The following is a 16,297-nucleotide window of genomic DNA, read 5'->3' on the forward strand; positions in this document are numbered from 1 at the left end:
GCATCCATGGCAAAACGACAGGTCAAAATGTATCAGGTGGTGCTGCTGCTGTTTTTGAGCAGAACTTTCACCATCATTTCCTATAACCCCAAACAGGGGACTTCCTTTGGCGCCACCACCACCATCCTGGGCATGGTGGCGGGCTTTGTGTTGGTCTTCCTGCTCTTTTTGCCCGGCTACGCCCTCATCCGCCGCAACAGTTTGCCGGGGGAGGCGCCGGACCTGTCCATGTGCGCGGCCAAAGCGCTGGGGAAGGGATCAGCGGTGGTGGATGTGATCTATTTCCTCTTTTTCGCCGGAGTGGCCGGCTACACGGTGGCAAACTTCGAGCTGTTTATCACCACCGCCGTCTATCCCCACGCCTCCCAGTTTTTGATCGTTTTCCTTCTCATCCTGGCGGCTTGTTACGGCGTCTATATGGGCGTTGAATCCCTCTCCCGAATTTCCATTGTCGTGTTCGGCTTCTTCTTTATCTCCATGGCCTTTATCTTTGTGGCCTTGGTACCGGACATCGACTGGGTCAACTTGAAGATGCCCTTTTGGTCGGGACTGGAGCAGGGCATGACCGCCTTTTGGGGCGGTGTGATGGACAGCGTCGGGCGCAGTGTGGAATTGGCCGCCGTCCTTTACCTTGCGCCCCATATCATCGGCGACCTCAAAAAAGGGGTACTTGCCTGGGACGCCATGTTCACCGTCAAGTTCATTCTGGTTTCCGTGCTCATCGTGGGTGTGTTGGGACAGCTGGGGATCACCCAGCCCTTCCCGTTTTACACCCTGACCTCCATGGCGGAAATTTCCATCTTCCAGCGCTTGGATTCCCTTCATGTCTCCATTTGGGTGCTGATGGGCTATGTGAAAACGGCCCTCTTCCTGTTTTTATCGGCCAAGTCCCTGTCCCACATGGTGCCGGAAAAGTTCCGCCGCCACACGCCTTGGGTGGCCACGGCGGTGGCGCTCGGTTTCGCGCTGCTTCTCTCCGACAATGTCCGCAACCTCAATCTGGCAAGCCTCGCCAATGGAACCGGCCTTCCGGTGCTCATCGCGGTGTTCCTCATTCCCGGGGTACTGTGGCTTATTGACGTCATCCGGCATCGGAAACCCAAGGGAGAGGAGGCAAACGCCCAATGAAAAAGATGATCGCGTTTTTTCTTTCCTGCTCCTTTTTGCTTATTTCCATGTCCGGCTGCATTCCGGCCAAGGAGCTCAATGAAAAACTCATCGTCCAGGCCATCGGCCTGGACAGCGAGGACGGCGAATTTGTAGTTACCCTCCAGGCCTATTTCCCCCAAGGTGGCGGCGGACAGAGCTTTGTGGACATGTCTAAGCCCAACAATAAAGTGGTGCAGGGCAGGGGGGAGACCATCACCCAGGCGGTCCAGGACGCGGAGGTGAGCCAGGGCAAGGAGGTCTTCTACGGCCACAATGAGCTGATCATCGTGGGAAATACGCTGGCTAAAGAGGGCCTTTCCTCCATATCTAGTTTTCTCAACTCCTTTAACGAGCTCAGACCCAACATCCAGCTGTTGGTGGCCGAGGACACCGCTGAGGAGATCGTCAGGGCTCAGATTGAGGGCGGCATCCTGCCCGCCCAGGTGCTGGGCAAGGCCGCTTCCTCTGGGGAGGAAACGGGCTATGTCACCCAGTGTACCCTCATCGATGTGATGAAGTCCCTCAAGGGGGACGGCAGCCAAATCTACGCGCCGGTGGTGGAAACTGATCAGGACGCGGAGGACAAGACCCAGGCGGTCTTTGAAAAGACGGCGGTCTTCCGTAGCGGCCAGTTGGCGGGTACCTTGACCGAGGCCGAAACACGGGGCCTTATGTGGATCAACGATCAGATCACCCGGGCCAATATCTTGGTGGAAAACACAAACTACGGCAAAATTTCCGCCCAGATCACTCACGCTACCACCAGACGCAAGACCCGGATGCAGGACGGCAAAATTTCCATCCATCTGCACGTCTCCACCCGGGCGATTATCAGCGAGCGGGTGAGCGGTGACATCTCTCCGGTCCTGGACGAGGACATCGACGATATTCAAGCGGAGCTCGCCCGCACTATTACAAAGGAGATGGAACAGGCGCTAGAAATCGGACTTCGGGACTACCACACCGACATCTTCAACTTTTCCGGCGACGTGAGCAAATATGAGCCCCAGTATTATCTGGCGCACCGGGACCACTGGGAGAAAGTCCTCCCCGAATTTCAGTGTGTCATCGAGGTCGACTGCAACGTGGACCGGCTGGGCATCGAAACCAAATAGAAACGCAGAAGGCCGCGGAATTCCGCGGCCTCTTTTGTTGAGGCGGGCGCCGCCTTGAAAGGAGCGGGGAGCATCTTATTTGCTGGGAAATCATGGAAAATAAAGATATAGGCGTTTTCTCCCATATTTCTTTTTGACGGATGTTATGCTATACTAAACAAAAAGCTTCTGCGGGAGCATAGGATGCTGGAGGGAGAGGGAACCATGCGATATGAGATCATAGGGGAAGCGACGACGGCGACAGTGGACACCCACGGGGCGGAACTTGTTTCTCTGGTGGACATTTTGGGACAGGAGCACTTGTGGTGCGGGGACCCGTCTTATTGGGGGCGGACCGCACCGGTGTTATTCCCGGTGATTGGATGCCTCAAGGATGGGAAGACCCGGATTGGGGAGAAGGAGTACCGGATTCCCAAACACGGCTTTGCGAGAGACGAGGAGTTTGAGGTCCTCTATCAAAAGGACAACGCCATCTGCCTGTCGCTTAAATATAACGACAGGCTTTTGCAGATGTATCCCTATCGCTTTGAGCTGCAGGTCAGCTACACAGTAGGGGCCAACAGTGTGGAGACGAAGTTTACCGTTCTCAACCTGGACGACAAGGACATTTTCTTCACCGTCGGCGGACATCCGGCCTTCCGGTGCCCGGTCAGCGGAGAGGAGCCCTTTGAGAGCTACGCGGTCACCTTCGAGGAGGAAGAGGACCTTTTTTCTCCCCAGCTCGATGAAAACGGCATCATTCAGACGGGCAAAACAGTAAAGATACTTGACAAAAGCCGGTCCTTTGGGGTAAAATATGCCCTATTCGAAAACGACGCCCTTATTTTCGACCATCCCAGGTCGAAGAAGGTGACGCTGTTTAGCAAATTATCGGGTCAGGGCGTAGAACTGAGTTTTGAGGGCTTTTCCACGCTAGGGATCTGGACGCCGGCCGGCAAACAGGCGCCGTTTCTCTGTCTGGAACCCTGGATCGGCATGGCCGATCGGGACGATGAGACGGGGGCGTTTGAAGAGAAAAAGGACGCGGTACGCCTGCCAGTGGGGAAGAGCTTTTCCTGTGCCTATCGGATGGAAATCATCTAAGAGGAGAAAGGCTGCCCCTTTGAAAGAGAGGAAATACAGTTGATAAAAAAGGTTCTTTATATTCTTTCGGTGCTCAAGACCGCCATTCGGGCGCTTGCCCTGGCAGTTATCCTGATCTTTGCAGCACCCGAGCTCCCCGTGGCGGTAATGCTTTCATCCCTGCTCATCATCGGGGCCGGCATCTACCTCATCGTCAAACATGCCCGGAGTTCGTTGCGCATGGCGGATTTGGCCGTCTATTTCGGCGGGGACGCGCTGATCATCATCTTTCATATGGCCTTCATTTCCTTTTTCTCGGCTATGCAGGTGGGCTTTTGGGAATACCTGCTGCTGGGGACCATCTTAGACATCCTGATCGACGCGGTGCTCATTATCTTGGCGTTGCGCCGGGGACGCTATGTGGACATCAAGGACGTGATGGACGCGAGAAATGAAGAGAAATCCAAAAAATAAGCGGCGAGTTTTATGCCTAAAAAGGCCCGTGGAATTTCCACGGGCCTTTTTGTTACCTTTTCATTGAAACCGCCGGACAGGACATTCGCGTTTTCGGGCCGCGTCGCATGGGAAAATATCCTGAGGCAATATTTGAAATTTACGGTCATGTTTCTTGCCTTTGCGGGATGGACAAGCATCTGGATGAACGACCTGCGCTTTGCCTCGGCTTTTACTTTGCCAGCATCTGGTCGGCCACGTATAGGCCGTTGGCCGCCGCCTGGGAGAGGGAGCGGGTAAAGCCCGCGCCGTCGCCGATGGCGTAGATACCTTTGCAGCCGGTAATTTCAAAATTGACAGCGTCGGGACGGGCGGAGTAGTATTTGCACTCGATGCCGTAGAGCAGGGTGTCGTAGTTGGCGGTGCCAGGCGCCACATGGTCTAAGGCGTGGAGCGTTTCGATGATGTTGTCCAGCTGCCGTTTGGGCAGGCACAGGCTCAAATCCCCCGGAACCGCGTGGAGGGTGGGACGGGTGGTGGACTTGCGCAGTCGGCCTTCGTCGGTGCGCCGTCCGTTTTCCAGGTCGCCCAAGCGCTGTACCAGCACGCTGCCGCCGCTGATGAGGTTGGCGAGGCTGGCCACATGGCGGGCGTACTCGATGGGCTCCTTGAAGGGCTCGGTAAATTTAATCGTGGAAAGCAAGGCGAAATTGGAGTTTTCCGTCTTTCTGGCCATATCCCGATAGGAGTGGCCGTTGACGGTCAGCACCCCGCTGGTGTTCTCGGTGACCACGTTGCCCCGCTCGTTAAAGCAGAACATCCGGGTGGTATCGCCGTAGACTTTCGAGCGGTACCAGATTTTCGGCTCGTAGATCTTTTTGGAGAAGTCCTCCCAGACGAGATAAGGAAGCTCCACCCGCACGCCGATGTCCACCTGGTTATTCTGAAGAGGAATGCCGTTTTCCTTGCACCAGGCGGCGAAGTAGCGGCTGCCGGCCCGGCCCACGGCAAAGACGATCTTTTCCGCGGCGATGGTGCGGGTCTCCGCTTTGCTCCTCAGGGTGAGGACGTGGCTTTCCCGGTCCACCCCGGTGACTTCGGTATCGGTGAGGACATCGCACCGGCCCCGCAGGGAAGCGATCAGCTTTTTCATGGTATCGAAGTTGGCGTCGGTGCCCAGGTGCTTGAGCTGTGCCTGGCTCATATGCAGATCGTACTGCAGGCAAAGCTTTTTGAGATCATCGTTGGGCATAAAGCGCTCGGTGGTAGCGCCGAAGGAGACGAGGATGGCGTCGGCCTTTTCAATGTAGGAGATAACCGTCTCGGGAGAGAGAAACTCGGTCAGCCAGCCGCCGTACTCGGTGGAGATGACATATTTGCCGTCGGAGAAAGCGCCGGCCCCCGCCATGCCCTCCATAATGGCGCAGGAGGGACAGTTGATACACTTGTCCACCGCCTTGGTGACAATGGGGCAGGTCCGCTTTTCGATGCCATGTCCCTTTTCGATGATGCACACCCGCAGGTCAGGGCGGTTTTCTATGAGTTCATAGGCGGTCATGATGCCGCCGATACCGCCGCCGATGATGGCGACGTCATAATCTATTTCTGTATGGGTGAGTGGGCTTTGGCCCTTCCGTTTTCCGGTATCCATGGTGCGACCTCCTTGTGATCGAGCAGTGTTTTTCCACAAACTATCATATTGTACAGGATTCACACCGGATTGTCAATAGTTATTGGTCAACACTCTGGTTGCTTTGGCTATATAATTTGTGGTAAACAGTGAGCACATAATTTGCCAGGTCCTCCGCGCCGCTGCTTTTCACCGAGGAGATGACCGATTTTTTAAGGATTTTCAGCTCCTCCGGGGTCTTCGACTTGATCTGGCGGAGGATATCGCCCATCTCCTTGGCGTTATTAAAGATATAGCCGTTGACGCCGTTGCGCACCTGATCGGCGTTGAGGGGGTCGTTGCGCTGGAGGACGGGAAGGCCGGTGGCCATCCCTTCCAGCATGGAGATGGAGTTTGTGTCCGAGAGGGAGGCGGTGACATAGACGTCGCAGGAGGCAAGATAGGGGGGGAGCTCCTCGTGCAGGACCTTGCCGGTGAAGGTGACCATGTCCGAGATGCCGAGTTTGGCGGCCTGCTCCTCCAATTCCGGCTTGCTGGGTCCGTCGCCTATGATAATGAGATGCATCCGGTCCTCGGGGCGCACCGATTTGGCCCAGTAGTCGAGCAGGATGTCGCAGCTCTTTTCCCGGCCCAGCCGTCCGACGAAGCAGGCGATCATTACGTCGTCGTCGATCTTGTACTTTTGGCGGAAAGCCCGCTTTTTTTCCTCGTCGATCTGGTCGGGGTTAAATAAGTCCAGCTCCACGGGGTTGGGGATGACGCTCACGTCCTTGGTGACGCCCACCTCTCTAAAATATTCCTCGCACTTCTTGGACGGGCCGGTGAGGGCGGAGGCGCGGGTGGCCAAGAACCGGGTGTAGCGGTGGGAAATTTTCTTGACCGTTTTGATCAGGGGCTTGGGCGCCACATAATAGATGTATTCGTCGTACATGGTGTGCAGGGTGTAGACGAGGGGCTTGTGGAGCTTGCGGGCGATCAGGGCGCCGGAAAGGCCGATGCCGAACTCCTGATGAATGTGGATGATGTCCGGGTCAAAGGCTTGGACGAATTTGAGCCGTGTGCGGATGACGGGGGCGGCCACGCCGAAGCCATAGAGGCGCTTGGAGCGGTGAGCGGGGCAGCGAAGCACACCGTCCCTGAGCTCATGATGGCGGACGGTGGGGTCAGCGGTCACCACCAGTACCTCGTGGCCCAGGCGTTCCAAGCCGTCCTTGAGGCTCTTGACATGGGTGACCACGCCATTGATGAAAGGAAGGTAAGTTTCGACAAACAGTGCGACTCTCATATAAAATGCTCCATTCTGCCGCTGAAAAGCGGCCTGTGATCTGCGTTTTGCCGGATACAGGTACAGCACATCCGGAGATGGCGCTGGTGCGTGATACCGGCAGTTTCCAGGGGACGGCGGTCCATCCGCCGCAAAATCTGGAAATATTGTTTTTATTATAACACAGAAGGGACGGTGGGAAAACCCGAACAAAGTCAAATTTGGAAAATGTAAGAATGTGTTAAGAAGGTTGTAAGAGAAAAAAATGTTTGAAACTGCCCCCTCTTCTGGGTTATAATAAAGCTAGATTCGTATGCCCTGTGAAAAAGGCTTCTGTTGGGGAACAGAAACGAGCATTCGAGGGGATGACAAATAAAACGCAGGAGGAAAGTTATGAGTGCTGTTTTTACGGTCAGTCTTGCTAAAATCATCAAGGAATTCAATCTCGAGCAGGTGTATATGCCCTGTGAAGCCTCCAAAGTGCTGATTGCCAGTGCGGACGTCAATCGGCCCGGCTTGCATTTTGCCGGTTTTTTCGATTATTTTGACCCCAAGCGCATCCAAATCATCGGCCGCGCGGAATATAGCTTCTTAAAGACCCTGGGGACGCCGGAGAAAATCGAGCAGTCCCTGGACGGCTTTTTCTCCCACCATCCGCCGGCGGTCATCGTCACCCGGGGGCTGGACATCTTTCCCCAGATGATCGAGTCGGCCAAGAAGTATGAGGTGCCGTTATTAGAGACCACCGATTCCACTTCCACCTTCCAGTCCGGCCTTGTCTCCACCCTCAACGTAGAGCTGGCCCCCCGCATCACCCGCCACGGCGTGCTGGTGGAGGTCTACGGCGAGGGTATCCTGCTGCTGGGTGAAAGCGGCGTGGGCAAGAGCGAAACCGCCATCGAGCTCGTCAAGCGGGGCCACCGGCTCATCGCCGACGACGCGGTGGAAATCCGCCGGGTTTCCAACAAGACCCTGGTGGGATCCGCCCCCGAAAACATCCGTCACTTTGTGGAGCTTCGCGGCATCGGCATCATCAACGCCCGGCGCATCTTCGGTATGGGCTCCATCAAGGTCACCGAGAAGATCGATATGGTCATCCAGCTGGAAATCTGGGACCAGAACAAGGTCTACGACCGGATGGGCATGGACAATGAGTACACCTCCATCCTGGGCAATAAGGTCCCGTCGCTGACCATCCCGGTGAAGCCCGGCCGGAACCTGGCCATCATCATCGAGGTGGCGGCCATGAACAACCGCCAGAAGAAGATGGGCTACAACGCCGCGTCGGAGCTATTGCGCAAGCTGGGCATGGCGGAGCCGGAAAAGGACGATACGGCGGATTGGGACGCATATTAATAAAAATGGAAACCGCGAAATAGGAGTTGGATAAAGTTTGATTAAAATTATCGCAGATACGCACACCCACACCGTTGCTTCCACCCATGCATTTTCCACCATTATGGAGAATATCCATGTGGCAAAGGAGAAGGGCATCCGGGCCATCGCCTCCACCGACCACGCCCCGGCGCTTCCGGACAGCGCCCACCTGTGGCACTTCACCAACATCTGGTCGGTGCCCGACTATGTGGAGGGAGTGCTGGTCCTCAAAGGGGTGGAGACCAATATTCTGGACTTCGACGGCAATCTGGACATGCCGCAGAAGATGCTGGCGGGGCTCGACTGGGTGGTGGCCTCCTGCCACAGCCCGGTGATTCCGCCCAAGGACGAAGAGGCACAGACGAGGCTTTGGCTGCAGATCGCCCAAAACCCGGACGTGGACGTCATCGGTCACAGCGGCAACCCGAAATTCCGCTACGATTATGAGAAGTGCATCAAGGCCTTCAAGGAATATGGCAAGATCGTGGAGATCAACGCCCATTCCTTCCAGCCGGGCACCCGGGTGGGCTCCCCGAAAAACTGCGCGGAGATCGCAAAACTCTGCGCCAAATACAAGGTGCCCGTGATCGTCAATTCCGACGCCCATTTCTGCTATGAAATCGGCGCGGTGGAGAGAGCCGCCGCCATGCTCGAAGAAATCGAGTTTCCCCAGGAGCTCATCCTCAACGTGGACTACGACCGCTTCTTTGACGTTGTGCAGAATAAGGTGGCGCGGGATTTGTCACCGCAAAAATAAAGAAACAGACAGGGCTGTCAAACTCTGGTAGGAAGGAGTTTTCAGAATGAAATATTACATCGGCATCGATTTGGGAGGAACCAACATCGCCGTGGGCGTGGTGGACGAAAACTACAACATCGTCGGCCGGGCCAAGCTCAAAACCAACATTCCCCGCCCAGCGGAGGAGGTCTGCGCCGACATGGCCAAGGCGTCCCGGATGGCGGTGGAAGACGCGGGGCTCACCATGGACGATATCGAATGGGTGGGGGTGGACACCCCGGGAACGGTGGATACCGAGACCGGCATGCTCATCTACGCCAATAACCTCTTTTTCCACAATGTGCCCATGGGTCCCTATCTGAGCGAGGCGCTGGGAAAACCCGTCTTCATCGAGAACGACGCCAACGCCGCGGCTTACGGCGAAGCGCTGGCGGGCGGCGCCAAGGGCAAACAGGACGTGATCGTCATCACGCTGGGCACCGGCGTGGGCGGCGGCGTCATCATCGACGGCAAAATCTACGCGGGCTTTAACCACGGCGGCGCCGAGCTGGGACACATGGCCATCGTCAAGGGCGGCCGGCAGTGCACCTGCGGCAGAAAGGGATGTTTTGAGACCTACAGCTCGGCCACGGGGCTCATCAACACCACCAAGAAGTACATGGAAAAATACAAGGACTCCCTCATGTGGAAGCTGTGCGGCGGGGATCTGGACAAAGTCAGCGGCCGGACGGCCTTCCAGGCCATGAAGCAGGGCGACAAGGCGGGCAAGGAATGTGTGGACGAGTACATTGAGTACATGGCCTACGGCCTTGCCAGCATCGTCAACATCTTCCAGCCGGAGGTCGTCTGCATCGGCGGCGGTATCTCCAAGGAGGGGGAAACCCTGCTGGCTCCGCTGCGGGAGCTCATCGCCAAGGAGGACTACTGCCGCACCTCGAAAAAGAGAGTCAGTATTGTGGCGGCGACTCTCGGCAATGACGCGGGCATCATCGGCGCGGCATTTTTGGGCAGACTCCAGTAATATACATAAGAGGCGGCAAATGCCGCAAATGATATGCTGGGAGGATACCATGGTCGATACTTTTTTTCTGCGCGCTTTGTCCGGGATGGACTGTGAAGCGATTCCGGCGGCGCCTCTATCCCGTTATACCACCTTTCACATTGGCGGCCCCGCCGACGTCCTGATAAAGCCTCGCTCGGCGGAGGCTTTGGCCCAGGTGCTCCGGCTGTGTCAGGAGACCGGCACGTCAAAGCTCATCCTCGGCAAGGGCTCCAACCTCCTCGTCAGCGACGAGGGTTTTGCCGGCGCGGCGATCTGTCTGGACCGGCCCGAGGGGGAAATCCGGCTGATTGGAGACGATCTGATCGAATGTGACGCCGGCGTCTCCCTCAAGCGCCTTTGCACTTTCGCTAGGGAGCAGGGCCTCTCCGGCTTAGAATTTGCCTACGGCATCCCGGGGAGCGTGGGGGGTGCTGTCTACATGAACGCGGGGGCCTACGGCGGGGAGATGAGCGACGTCCTCCAAAGTGCCCGGCATCTTGACAGCGAAGGCCGGGAGGGGTGCTTTGCAGGGGAGGAGCTGAAACTATCCTACCGCCACAGCGCCTACACCGATACGGACCTTTGTATCCTGTCGGCCCGTTTTCAGCTCACACCCGGGGACAAGGGGGAAATCGGGGCCAAGATGGACGACTTTCTCGCCCGGCGAAAATCGAAGCAGCCTTTAGAATACCCCAGCGCCGGCAGCACCTTTAAGCGCCCGGCGGGAAATTACGCCTCCGCCCTCATCGACCAGTGCGGTCTCAAAGGGTTTAGAGTAGGCGGGGCCCAGGTCAGCGAGAAACACGCGGGCTTTGTCATCAATACCGGCGGCGCCACCTGCCGGGACGTCAAAGCGCTCATCGCTAAGATCCAGGAAAAGGTGAAGGAGCAGACGGGATACTGTCTCGAATGTGAAGTGAAAATGATTGAGAAAGGGTGAGTAAGAGTGGATTTTGTCATCGTAACCGGGCTTTCGGGCGCGGGAAAATCCAGAGCGATCAATGCGCTGGAGGACATCGGGTTTTATTGCGTTGACAATATCCCGCCCAAGCTCATCGTCAAAATTGCGGAATTTTGTCTGAAGTCCAAGGGCCAGATCGACCGGGTAGCCGTGGTGGTGGACGCCCGCGGCGGCGCTCTCTTCCACGACCTGTTCGACGGCATGGACGACTTGAGGAAAAACAAGATTGAATTTGAGGTGCTCTTTCTCGAGTGCAACGACGATATTCTGGTGCGGCGGTTTAAGGAGACTAGGCGCAAGCATCCCCTCCTCGACACCGTCAAGGGAGAAATTGAACAGGCCATCCTAGTGGAGCGGGAGCTGCTCAAACCCATCCGGGCCATGGCCACCTACACCATCGATACCTCCCATCTCTCCCCGGCCCAGCTCAAGGAGCAGATTGCCAACATCTTTTTGGGCAATGTCACGGGGGGGATGCTCGTCAACTCCATGTCCTTCGGCTTCAAATATGGACTACCGCTGGAGGCGGACCTGGTCTTCGACGTTCGCTGTCTGCCCAACCCCTTCTACATTGAGGGGCTGCGGCACAAGACGGGCCTGGACGCCGAGGTGCGGGAGTATGTGATGGAGTTCCCCCAGAGCCGGGAGCTTGCAAAGAAACTCCTTGACCTCATCGACTTTTTGCTGCCTCAGTATATCCAAGAGGGAAAGAGCCAGCTGGTGGTGGCCATCGGCTGCACGGGGGGCAAGCACCGCTCGGTGACCTTTGCGGAACTCATTGCCCGGCACCTGTCGGAAAATGGGGTGCGTGTTAACATCAACCACCGGGATATACAAAAATAAACGGACCCTTGGATTCACCTCCCGCGGGAGGTGAATGCCGGTTTTGGGGCTTTTTCGAAAGGATACCAAGAGGGACAAGCCGAAGGAGGAAGGACATGTCATTTTCCTATGATCTTAAATGCGAGTTGTGCGCGGAGGAAACCGTGGATGAGCGCCACCGCCACGCGCTCGCTTACGGCATGCTCCTCTTCGGCAAGGCGTTTTCCGGGCGGCAAGTGTCGCTGGTCACCGAAAACGAGGGGGTGGCGGCGCTCTACGGCCAGTGCATCGCCGAGGAGGCGGGGCTTATTTCCTGCACCACCGTTTCCCCGGTCAAAAACCGGGACAGCATCTACACGGTCTCGCTGCAAAATAAGGGGGACTGCGCCGAGGTGCTGGGGCTATTTTACCATCAGCCGGACGAGATCAGCCTCCGGCTTAAAATGCAAAACCTTCCCGACGAGGGGAGCGTCGCCTATTTTCTGCGGGGGGCGTACCTTGCCTGCGGCAATCTCACCGACCCCTACAAGAGCTACCATCTGGAATTTGTTACCCAGCACTACAAGCTGGCTGAGGATTTGCAGCAGCTCATCTCCACCGTGCTGGCCCCGCCCAAGATGACGGTGCGCCGGGGAGCGCGGGTAGTCTACTACAAGGAGAGCGAGCACATCGAGGACATGCTGACCTATATCGGGGCCATGCGTTCCTCCTTGGAACTAATGAACGTCAAGATTTATAAGGACCTGCGCAACAAGGCAAACCGCGTCACCAACTGTGAGACGGCCAACATCGAAAAGACGGTGACCGCCGCGGCCAAGCAGGTGGAGGACATCGAACTCATCGCCGCCCACCGGGGGATGCAGTCGCTCTCCGACGATCTCCAGGAGCTGGCCGTTCTGCGGCTCGAACACCCCGAAATGTCGCTGGCGGACTTAGGCCGGGAGCTTTCCCAGCCGCTGTCTCGCTCCGGGGTCAACCACCGCTTCCAGCGCATCGCCGCGGCGGCGGAGACCATCCGCAAGGAGCGGGCCTTACGATAAATGAGAATAGACGGGGGACTTTGGTTCCCATTTTGATAGAGTCCGCGCGCTGCGGGCAAATGAACCAGCAGGAGGTGGGGGAAAGATGGACGAGTTTGTGCATCTGCATGTCCATAGCGAATACAGTTTGCTCGATGGAGCCTGCCGCATCAAGCGCCTGGTGCAGAAGGCCAAGGACTTGGGACAAACGGCCGTGGCCATCACCGATCACGGGGTGATGTACGGGGTCATCGACTTTTATAAAGAGTGCAAAAAACAGGGCGTCAAGCCCATCATCGGGTGCGAAGTCTATGTGGCGCCCCGGACCCGCTTTGACAAGGTGCACCGCATCGACAACAATCCGTATCATTTGGTGCTGCTGTGCAAGAATAATGAAGGGTATCAAAATCTGATTCAAATCGTCTCCCAGGCCTTCATCGACGGGTACTACTTTAAGCCCCGGGTGGACTGGGAGCTGCTTGAAAAGTACAGCGGCGGCCTCATCTGCCTGAGCGCGTGCCTGGCCGGAGAAATTCCCCGGCTGCTCATGGCGGGGGACTACGACAAGGCCAAGGAGGTGGCCGCGCGTTACCGGGACCTCTTTGGGAAGGACGACTACTTTATCGAAATCCAGGACCACGGCATCGAAGAACAACAGCGGATTCTGCCCGATCTCTACCGCCTGGCCAAGGAGGTGGGCGTGGGGCTCGTTGCCACCAATGACGCCCACTATATCGACAAAGAGGACGCCGAGATGCAGCATGTCCTCATTTGCATCCAGACAAACACCACCGTGGACAACAAGGACGGGCTGGAATTTCCCACCCAGGAGTTTTACATCAAATCAGGGGAGGAGATGAAAAAGCTCTTCCCCGGACATGAGGAAGCCATCCGCAACACCGCGAAAATTGCCGCGTGCTGCGAGGTGGAGTTCGAGTTCGGCGTGACCAAGCTCCCGCTCTTTGTGGCGCCCGACGGCCGGGACAATGTGGAATACTTTGAGGACCGGTGCTGGAAGGGGCTGCAAAAGCACTACGGGGAGCATCCCGACCCGCAGGTGGTGGAACGGCTCGAATACGAGCTGGGCGTCATCAAAAAGATGGGCTATGTGGACTACTTTCTCATTGTATCCGACTTTATCCAGTACGCCAAGGACCATGATATCCCGGTGGGACCCGGCAGAGGCTCGGGGGCCGGGAGCATCGCGGCCTACTGCATCGGCATTACCGGCATCGACCCCATCCGCTATCAGCTTCTCTTCGAGCGGTTCTTAAATCCGGAGCGGGTCAGTATGCCCGACTTCGACATCGACTTTTGCTATGAGCGGCGGCCGGAGGTCATCGACTACGTGGTGCGCAAATATGGCTCCGACCACGTGGCCCAGATTATCACCTTTGGCACCATGGCGGCCCGGGGTGCCATCCGCGACGTGGGCCGCGCTATGAATATCCCCTACCAGACGGTGGATACAGTGGCAAAGCAGGTGCCCGCGGACCTTGGCATTACCCTTGACAAGGCCCTGCAAAAGTCTACCGACTTTGCCGCCACCTATCATTCCGACCCCGAGATCACGAGACTCATCGACATGGCCCGGAAGCTGGAGGGGATGCCCCGCCACGCCTCCACCCATGCGGCGGGCGTGGTCATCACCCGGGACCCGGTGTCCTCCTATGTGCCCCTGTCCATGAACGACGAGGCCATCGTCACCCAGTTCACCATGACGACATTGGAGGAATTGGGGCTGCTCAAGATGGACTTTCTGGGGCTGAGGAACTTGACGGTCATCGACGACGCGGAAAAGATGCTGCGAAAGCGGGGCGTCGTAATCGACATGGCCCACGTGCCGCTAGACGACAAGGAGGTCTTTCGGATGCTCGCCCAGGGCCTCACCGAGGGCGTGTTCCAGTTCGAGTCCGCGGGCATGCGCCAGGTGCTCATGAATTTGGGCCCCGAGTCCATCGAAGACATGATCGCCGTCATCTCCCTCTACCGCCCCGGCCCCATGGATTCCATCCCCACCTATGTGGAAAACCGGCACCACCCGGAAAAGGTGACCTACAAGCATCCCTTGCTTGAACCGATTCTCAACGTCACCTACGGCTGTATCGTCTACCAGGAGCAGGTCATGCAGATCTGCCGGGAACTGGCGGGCTTTTCCTATGGCCGGGCCGACTTGGTCCGCCGGGCTATGTCCAAAAAGAAGCACGACATCATGGAGAAGGAGCGGAAAAACTTTATCTACGGCGCCCAGGACGAGGAAGGGCATTTGATCTGCAAGGGCTGCGTCCGCAACGGCGTCAGCGAGGAGATAGCCACCAGCATCTTTGACGAGATGAGTTCCTTTGCGTCCTACGCTTTTAATAAGTCCCACGCGGCGGCCTACGCCTTTGTGGCCTACCAGACCGCCTATCTCAAATGCCACTATCCCAAGGAGTATATGGCGGCATTGCTTACCAGCGTCCTCGACAACACCAACAAGATTATCGAGTACATCGGCGAGTGCAAAAAGCTGGGGCTCGAAGTCCTCAAGCCTGACGTCAACCAGAGCCAGGACGGCTTCTCGGTCTCCGGGGAGGGCATCCGTTTCGGTCTGGTGGCCGTCAAGAACCTGGGCCGGGGATTTATCAGGGATTTGATCGCCGAGCGGGAGGAGCATGGGCCCTATGAGAACTTTGCCGATTTCTGCGAGCGGATGTACGGCAAGGATCTCAACCGCCGTACCATGGAAAGCCTCATCAAATGCGGGGCCTTGGACGGCTTCGGCCTCAACCGCCGCCAAATGCTCATGTCGTCGGAGGGGCTGTTGGCCGCCATCGACCAGCAGCGCCGCCAGAACGTGGAGGGGCAGGTGAGCCTCTTTGACGCGGGTCCGGCGGCCCCCCAGAGTGAATACAACATCCTGGACGTGCCCGACCTCGACCTCCACGAAAAGCTCAAGATGGAGCGGGAGACGACGGGCCTCTACATCACCGATCACCCCATCAGCGCGTATATGGGACTGCTCAAGGAGATCGGTGGGGCCACCTTCGGGGACATCAAAGCGGGCATTGAGATGCACGACAAGCGCTTTGCCGATGGGGCTTACCTCAACGTCATCGCCACCGTGGGCAGCAAAAAGGTCAAAATCACCCGCAACAACGCCACCATGGCCTTTGTGCAGCTGGAGGACATGACTTCCTCCATGGAGATGTTGGTCTTCCCCCAGGTGTTTGAGGAGAACCGGAGCCTCTTGCAGGAGGGCGCTGTTATCTGCGCACGATGCCGGTTGTCCATCCGGGAGGAGGAGGACCCCAAGCTCATCTGCGAGCGGGTCACCATCACCGACCACGCCAAGGAGCTAATGCTGCGCGCCCACACCACCAAACGCCGCCAGCCCAGCGCCGGCGGGAAAAACGGGTTATATCTGGTGGCGCCCTCCCAGGAGAGCAAGACCTTTCTCAAGGCCAAGAATTTGTTGGGCATCTTTGAAGGCGCTTTCCCGGTCTATGTCTACTTTGAGGACAAAAAACGCTGGATGTTGGCGCCCAAATCCCTGTGGGTGGACATGAACCAGGTCCTTCTGGACGAGTTGGGTAGAATCCTCGGGTCGGAAAAGGTAAAAATAAGGGACAATAGTCAATAATTGCGGCGTTCTCCCACAGAAATTGTTAAGTTTACATCTTGA

14 protein-coding genes are annotated in these 16,297 nt (G+C 57.1%); 12 read left to right on the forward strand and 2 right to left on the reverse strand.

The window, feature by feature from the left end:
* The first annotated feature begins 6 nt into the window (after positions 1 to 6).
* The 4 genes from H8709_RS01550 to H8709_RS01565 all read left to right on the forward strand — a co-directional run bounded on the left by H8709_RS01550 (position 7) and on the right by H8709_RS01565 (position 3,800).
* On the forward strand, positions 7 to 1,128 hold the full coding sequence (locus H8709_RS01550; protein WP_262396613.1) for a GerAB/ArcD/ProY family transporter: 1,122 nt from the start codon (positions 7 to 9) through the stop codon (positions 1,126 to 1,128).
* Positions 1,125 to 2,264 (forward strand): Ger(x)C family spore germination protein, encoded by a 1,140-nt coding sequence (locus H8709_RS01555; protein ID WP_262396614.1) that lies wholly within the window; start codon positions 1,125 to 1,127, stop codon positions 2,262 to 2,264. The genes H8709_RS01550 and H8709_RS01555 overlap by 4 nt, the downstream gene beginning before the upstream one ends.
* Positions 2,265 to 2,468: 204 nt before the next feature.
* The gene (locus H8709_RS01560) at positions 2,469 to 3,347 is read left to right on the forward strand and encodes an aldose 1-epimerase family protein (RefSeq protein ID WP_262396615.1); all 879 of its coding nucleotides are present in this window, start codon (positions 2,469 to 2,471) and stop codon (positions 3,345 to 3,347) included.
* Between the two features lie 39 nt (positions 3,348 to 3,386).
* On the forward strand, positions 3,387 to 3,800 hold the full coding sequence (locus H8709_RS01565) for a hypothetical protein (protein ID WP_262396616.1): 414 nt from the start codon (positions 3,387 to 3,389) through the stop codon (positions 3,798 to 3,800).
* A 211-nt stretch (positions 3,801 to 4,011) separates the two neighbouring features.
* Here H8709_RS01565 and H8709_RS01570 read toward each other — a convergent pair whose 3' ends face one another.
* Together H8709_RS01570 and H8709_RS01575 are read right to left on the reverse strand one after the other, a co-directional pair.
* The gene (locus H8709_RS01570) at positions 4,012 to 5,430 is read right to left on the reverse strand and encodes an NAD(P)/FAD-dependent oxidoreductase (RefSeq protein ID WP_262396617.1); all 1,419 of its coding nucleotides are present in this window, start codon (positions 5,428 to 5,430) and stop codon (positions 4,012 to 4,014) included.
* A gap of 79 nt (positions 5,431 to 5,509) precedes the next feature.
* On the reverse strand, positions 5,510 to 6,694 hold the full coding sequence (locus H8709_RS01575) for a glycosyltransferase (protein ID WP_262396618.1): 1,185 nt from the start codon (positions 6,692 to 6,694) through the stop codon (positions 5,510 to 5,512).
* A 35-nt stretch (positions 6,695 to 6,729) separates the two neighbouring features.
* Here H8709_RS01575 and H8709_RS01580 point away from each other — a divergent pair, with 35 nt between their 5' ends.
* From H8709_RS01580 to H8709_RS01615, 8 genes are all read left to right on the forward strand, one after another.
* Positions 6,730 to 6,855, forward strand: a complete 126-nt coding sequence (locus H8709_RS01580) for a hypothetical protein (RefSeq protein ID WP_262396619.1) — start codon at positions 6,730 to 6,732, stop codon at positions 6,853 to 6,855.
* Between the two features lie 211 nt (positions 6,856 to 7,066).
* Positions 7,067 to 8,029: an HPr(Ser) kinase/phosphatase gene (gene hprK / locus H8709_RS01585; protein WP_262396620.1), complete on the forward strand. Its 963-nt coding sequence runs from the start codon at positions 7,067 to 7,069 to the stop codon at positions 8,027 to 8,029.
* 37 nt (positions 8,030 to 8,066) lie between these two features.
* Positions 8,067 to 8,807 carry a phosphatase gene (locus tag H8709_RS01590; RefSeq protein WP_262396621.1) on the forward strand — a complete coding sequence of 247 codons (741 nt, stop codon included), beginning with the start codon at positions 8,067 to 8,069 and terminating at the stop codon, positions 8,805 to 8,807.
* 46 nt (positions 8,808 to 8,853) lie between these two features.
* Positions 8,854 to 9,810: an ROK family protein gene (locus H8709_RS01595; RefSeq protein WP_262396622.1), complete on the forward strand. Its 957-nt coding sequence runs from the start codon at positions 8,854 to 8,856 to the stop codon at positions 9,808 to 9,810.
* 49 nt (positions 9,811 to 9,859) lie between these two features.
* Entirely contained in the window at positions 9,860 to 10,771 is a 912-nt protein-coding gene (murB, locus tag H8709_RS01600) for a UDP-N-acetylmuramate dehydrogenase (RefSeq protein WP_262396623.1), read from the forward strand.
* A 6-nt stretch (positions 10,772 to 10,777) separates the two neighbouring features.
* Positions 10,778 to 11,635: an RNase adapter RapZ gene (gene rapZ / locus H8709_RS01605; RefSeq protein WP_262396624.1), complete on the forward strand. Its 858-nt coding sequence runs from the start codon at positions 10,778 to 10,780 to the stop codon at positions 11,633 to 11,635.
* A 95-nt stretch (positions 11,636 to 11,730) separates the two neighbouring features.
* Entirely contained in the window at positions 11,731 to 12,654 is a 924-nt protein-coding gene (gene whiA, locus H8709_RS01610) for a DNA-binding protein WhiA (RefSeq protein ID WP_262396625.1), read from the forward strand.
* Between the two features lie 85 nt (positions 12,655 to 12,739).
* Positions 12,740 to 16,255: a DNA polymerase III subunit alpha gene (locus H8709_RS01615; RefSeq protein ID WP_262396626.1), complete on the forward strand. Its 3,516-nt coding sequence runs from the start codon at positions 12,740 to 12,742 to the stop codon at positions 16,253 to 16,255.
* Positions 16,256 to 16,297 lie beyond the last annotated feature (42 nt).

Origin of the sequence: Zongyangia hominis (assembly GCF_014385095.1) — a bacterium.
In the GTDB taxonomy this organism is placed as follows: domain Bacteria; phylum Bacillota; class Clostridia; order Oscillospirales; family Ruminococcaceae; genus Zongyangia; species Zongyangia hominis.

Excerpts from the sequence above, each read along its gene's own strand:
- H8709_RS01550 (WP_262396613.1), top strand. The coding sequence starts at position 7 with ATGGCAAAACGACAGGTCAAAATGTATCAGGTGGTGCTGCTGCTGTTT.
- H8709_RS01555 (WP_262396614.1), top strand. The coding sequence starts at position 1,125 with ATGAAAAAGATGATCGCGTTTTTTCTTTCCTGCTCCTTTTTGCTTATT.
- H8709_RS01560 (WP_262396615.1), top strand. The coding sequence starts at position 2,469 with ATGCGATATGAGATCATAGGGGAAGCGACGACGGCGACAGTGGACACC.
- H8709_RS01570 (WP_262396617.1), bottom strand. The coding sequence starts at position 5,430 with ATGGATACCGGAAAACGGAAGGGCCAAAGCCCACTCACCCATACAGAA.
- H8709_RS01575 (WP_262396618.1), bottom strand. The coding sequence starts at position 6,694 with ATGAGAGTCGCACTGTTTGTCGAAACTTACCTTCCTTTCATCAATGGC.
- hprK (WP_262396620.1), top strand. The coding sequence starts at position 7,067 with ATGAGTGCTGTTTTTACGGTCAGTCTTGCTAAAATCATCAAGGAATTC.
- H8709_RS01595 (WP_262396622.1), top strand. The coding sequence starts at position 8,854 with ATGAAATATTACATCGGCATCGATTTGGGAGGAACCAACATCGCCGTG.
- murB (WP_262396623.1), top strand. The coding sequence starts at position 9,860 with ATGGTCGATACTTTTTTTCTGCGCGCTTTGTCCGGGATGGACTGTGAA.
- whiA (WP_262396625.1), top strand. The coding sequence starts at position 11,731 with ATGTCATTTTCCTATGATCTTAAATGCGAGTTGTGCGCGGAGGAAACC.
- H8709_RS01615 (WP_262396626.1), top strand. The coding sequence starts at position 12,740 with ATGGACGAGTTTGTGCATCTGCATGTCCATAGCGAATACAGTTTGCTC.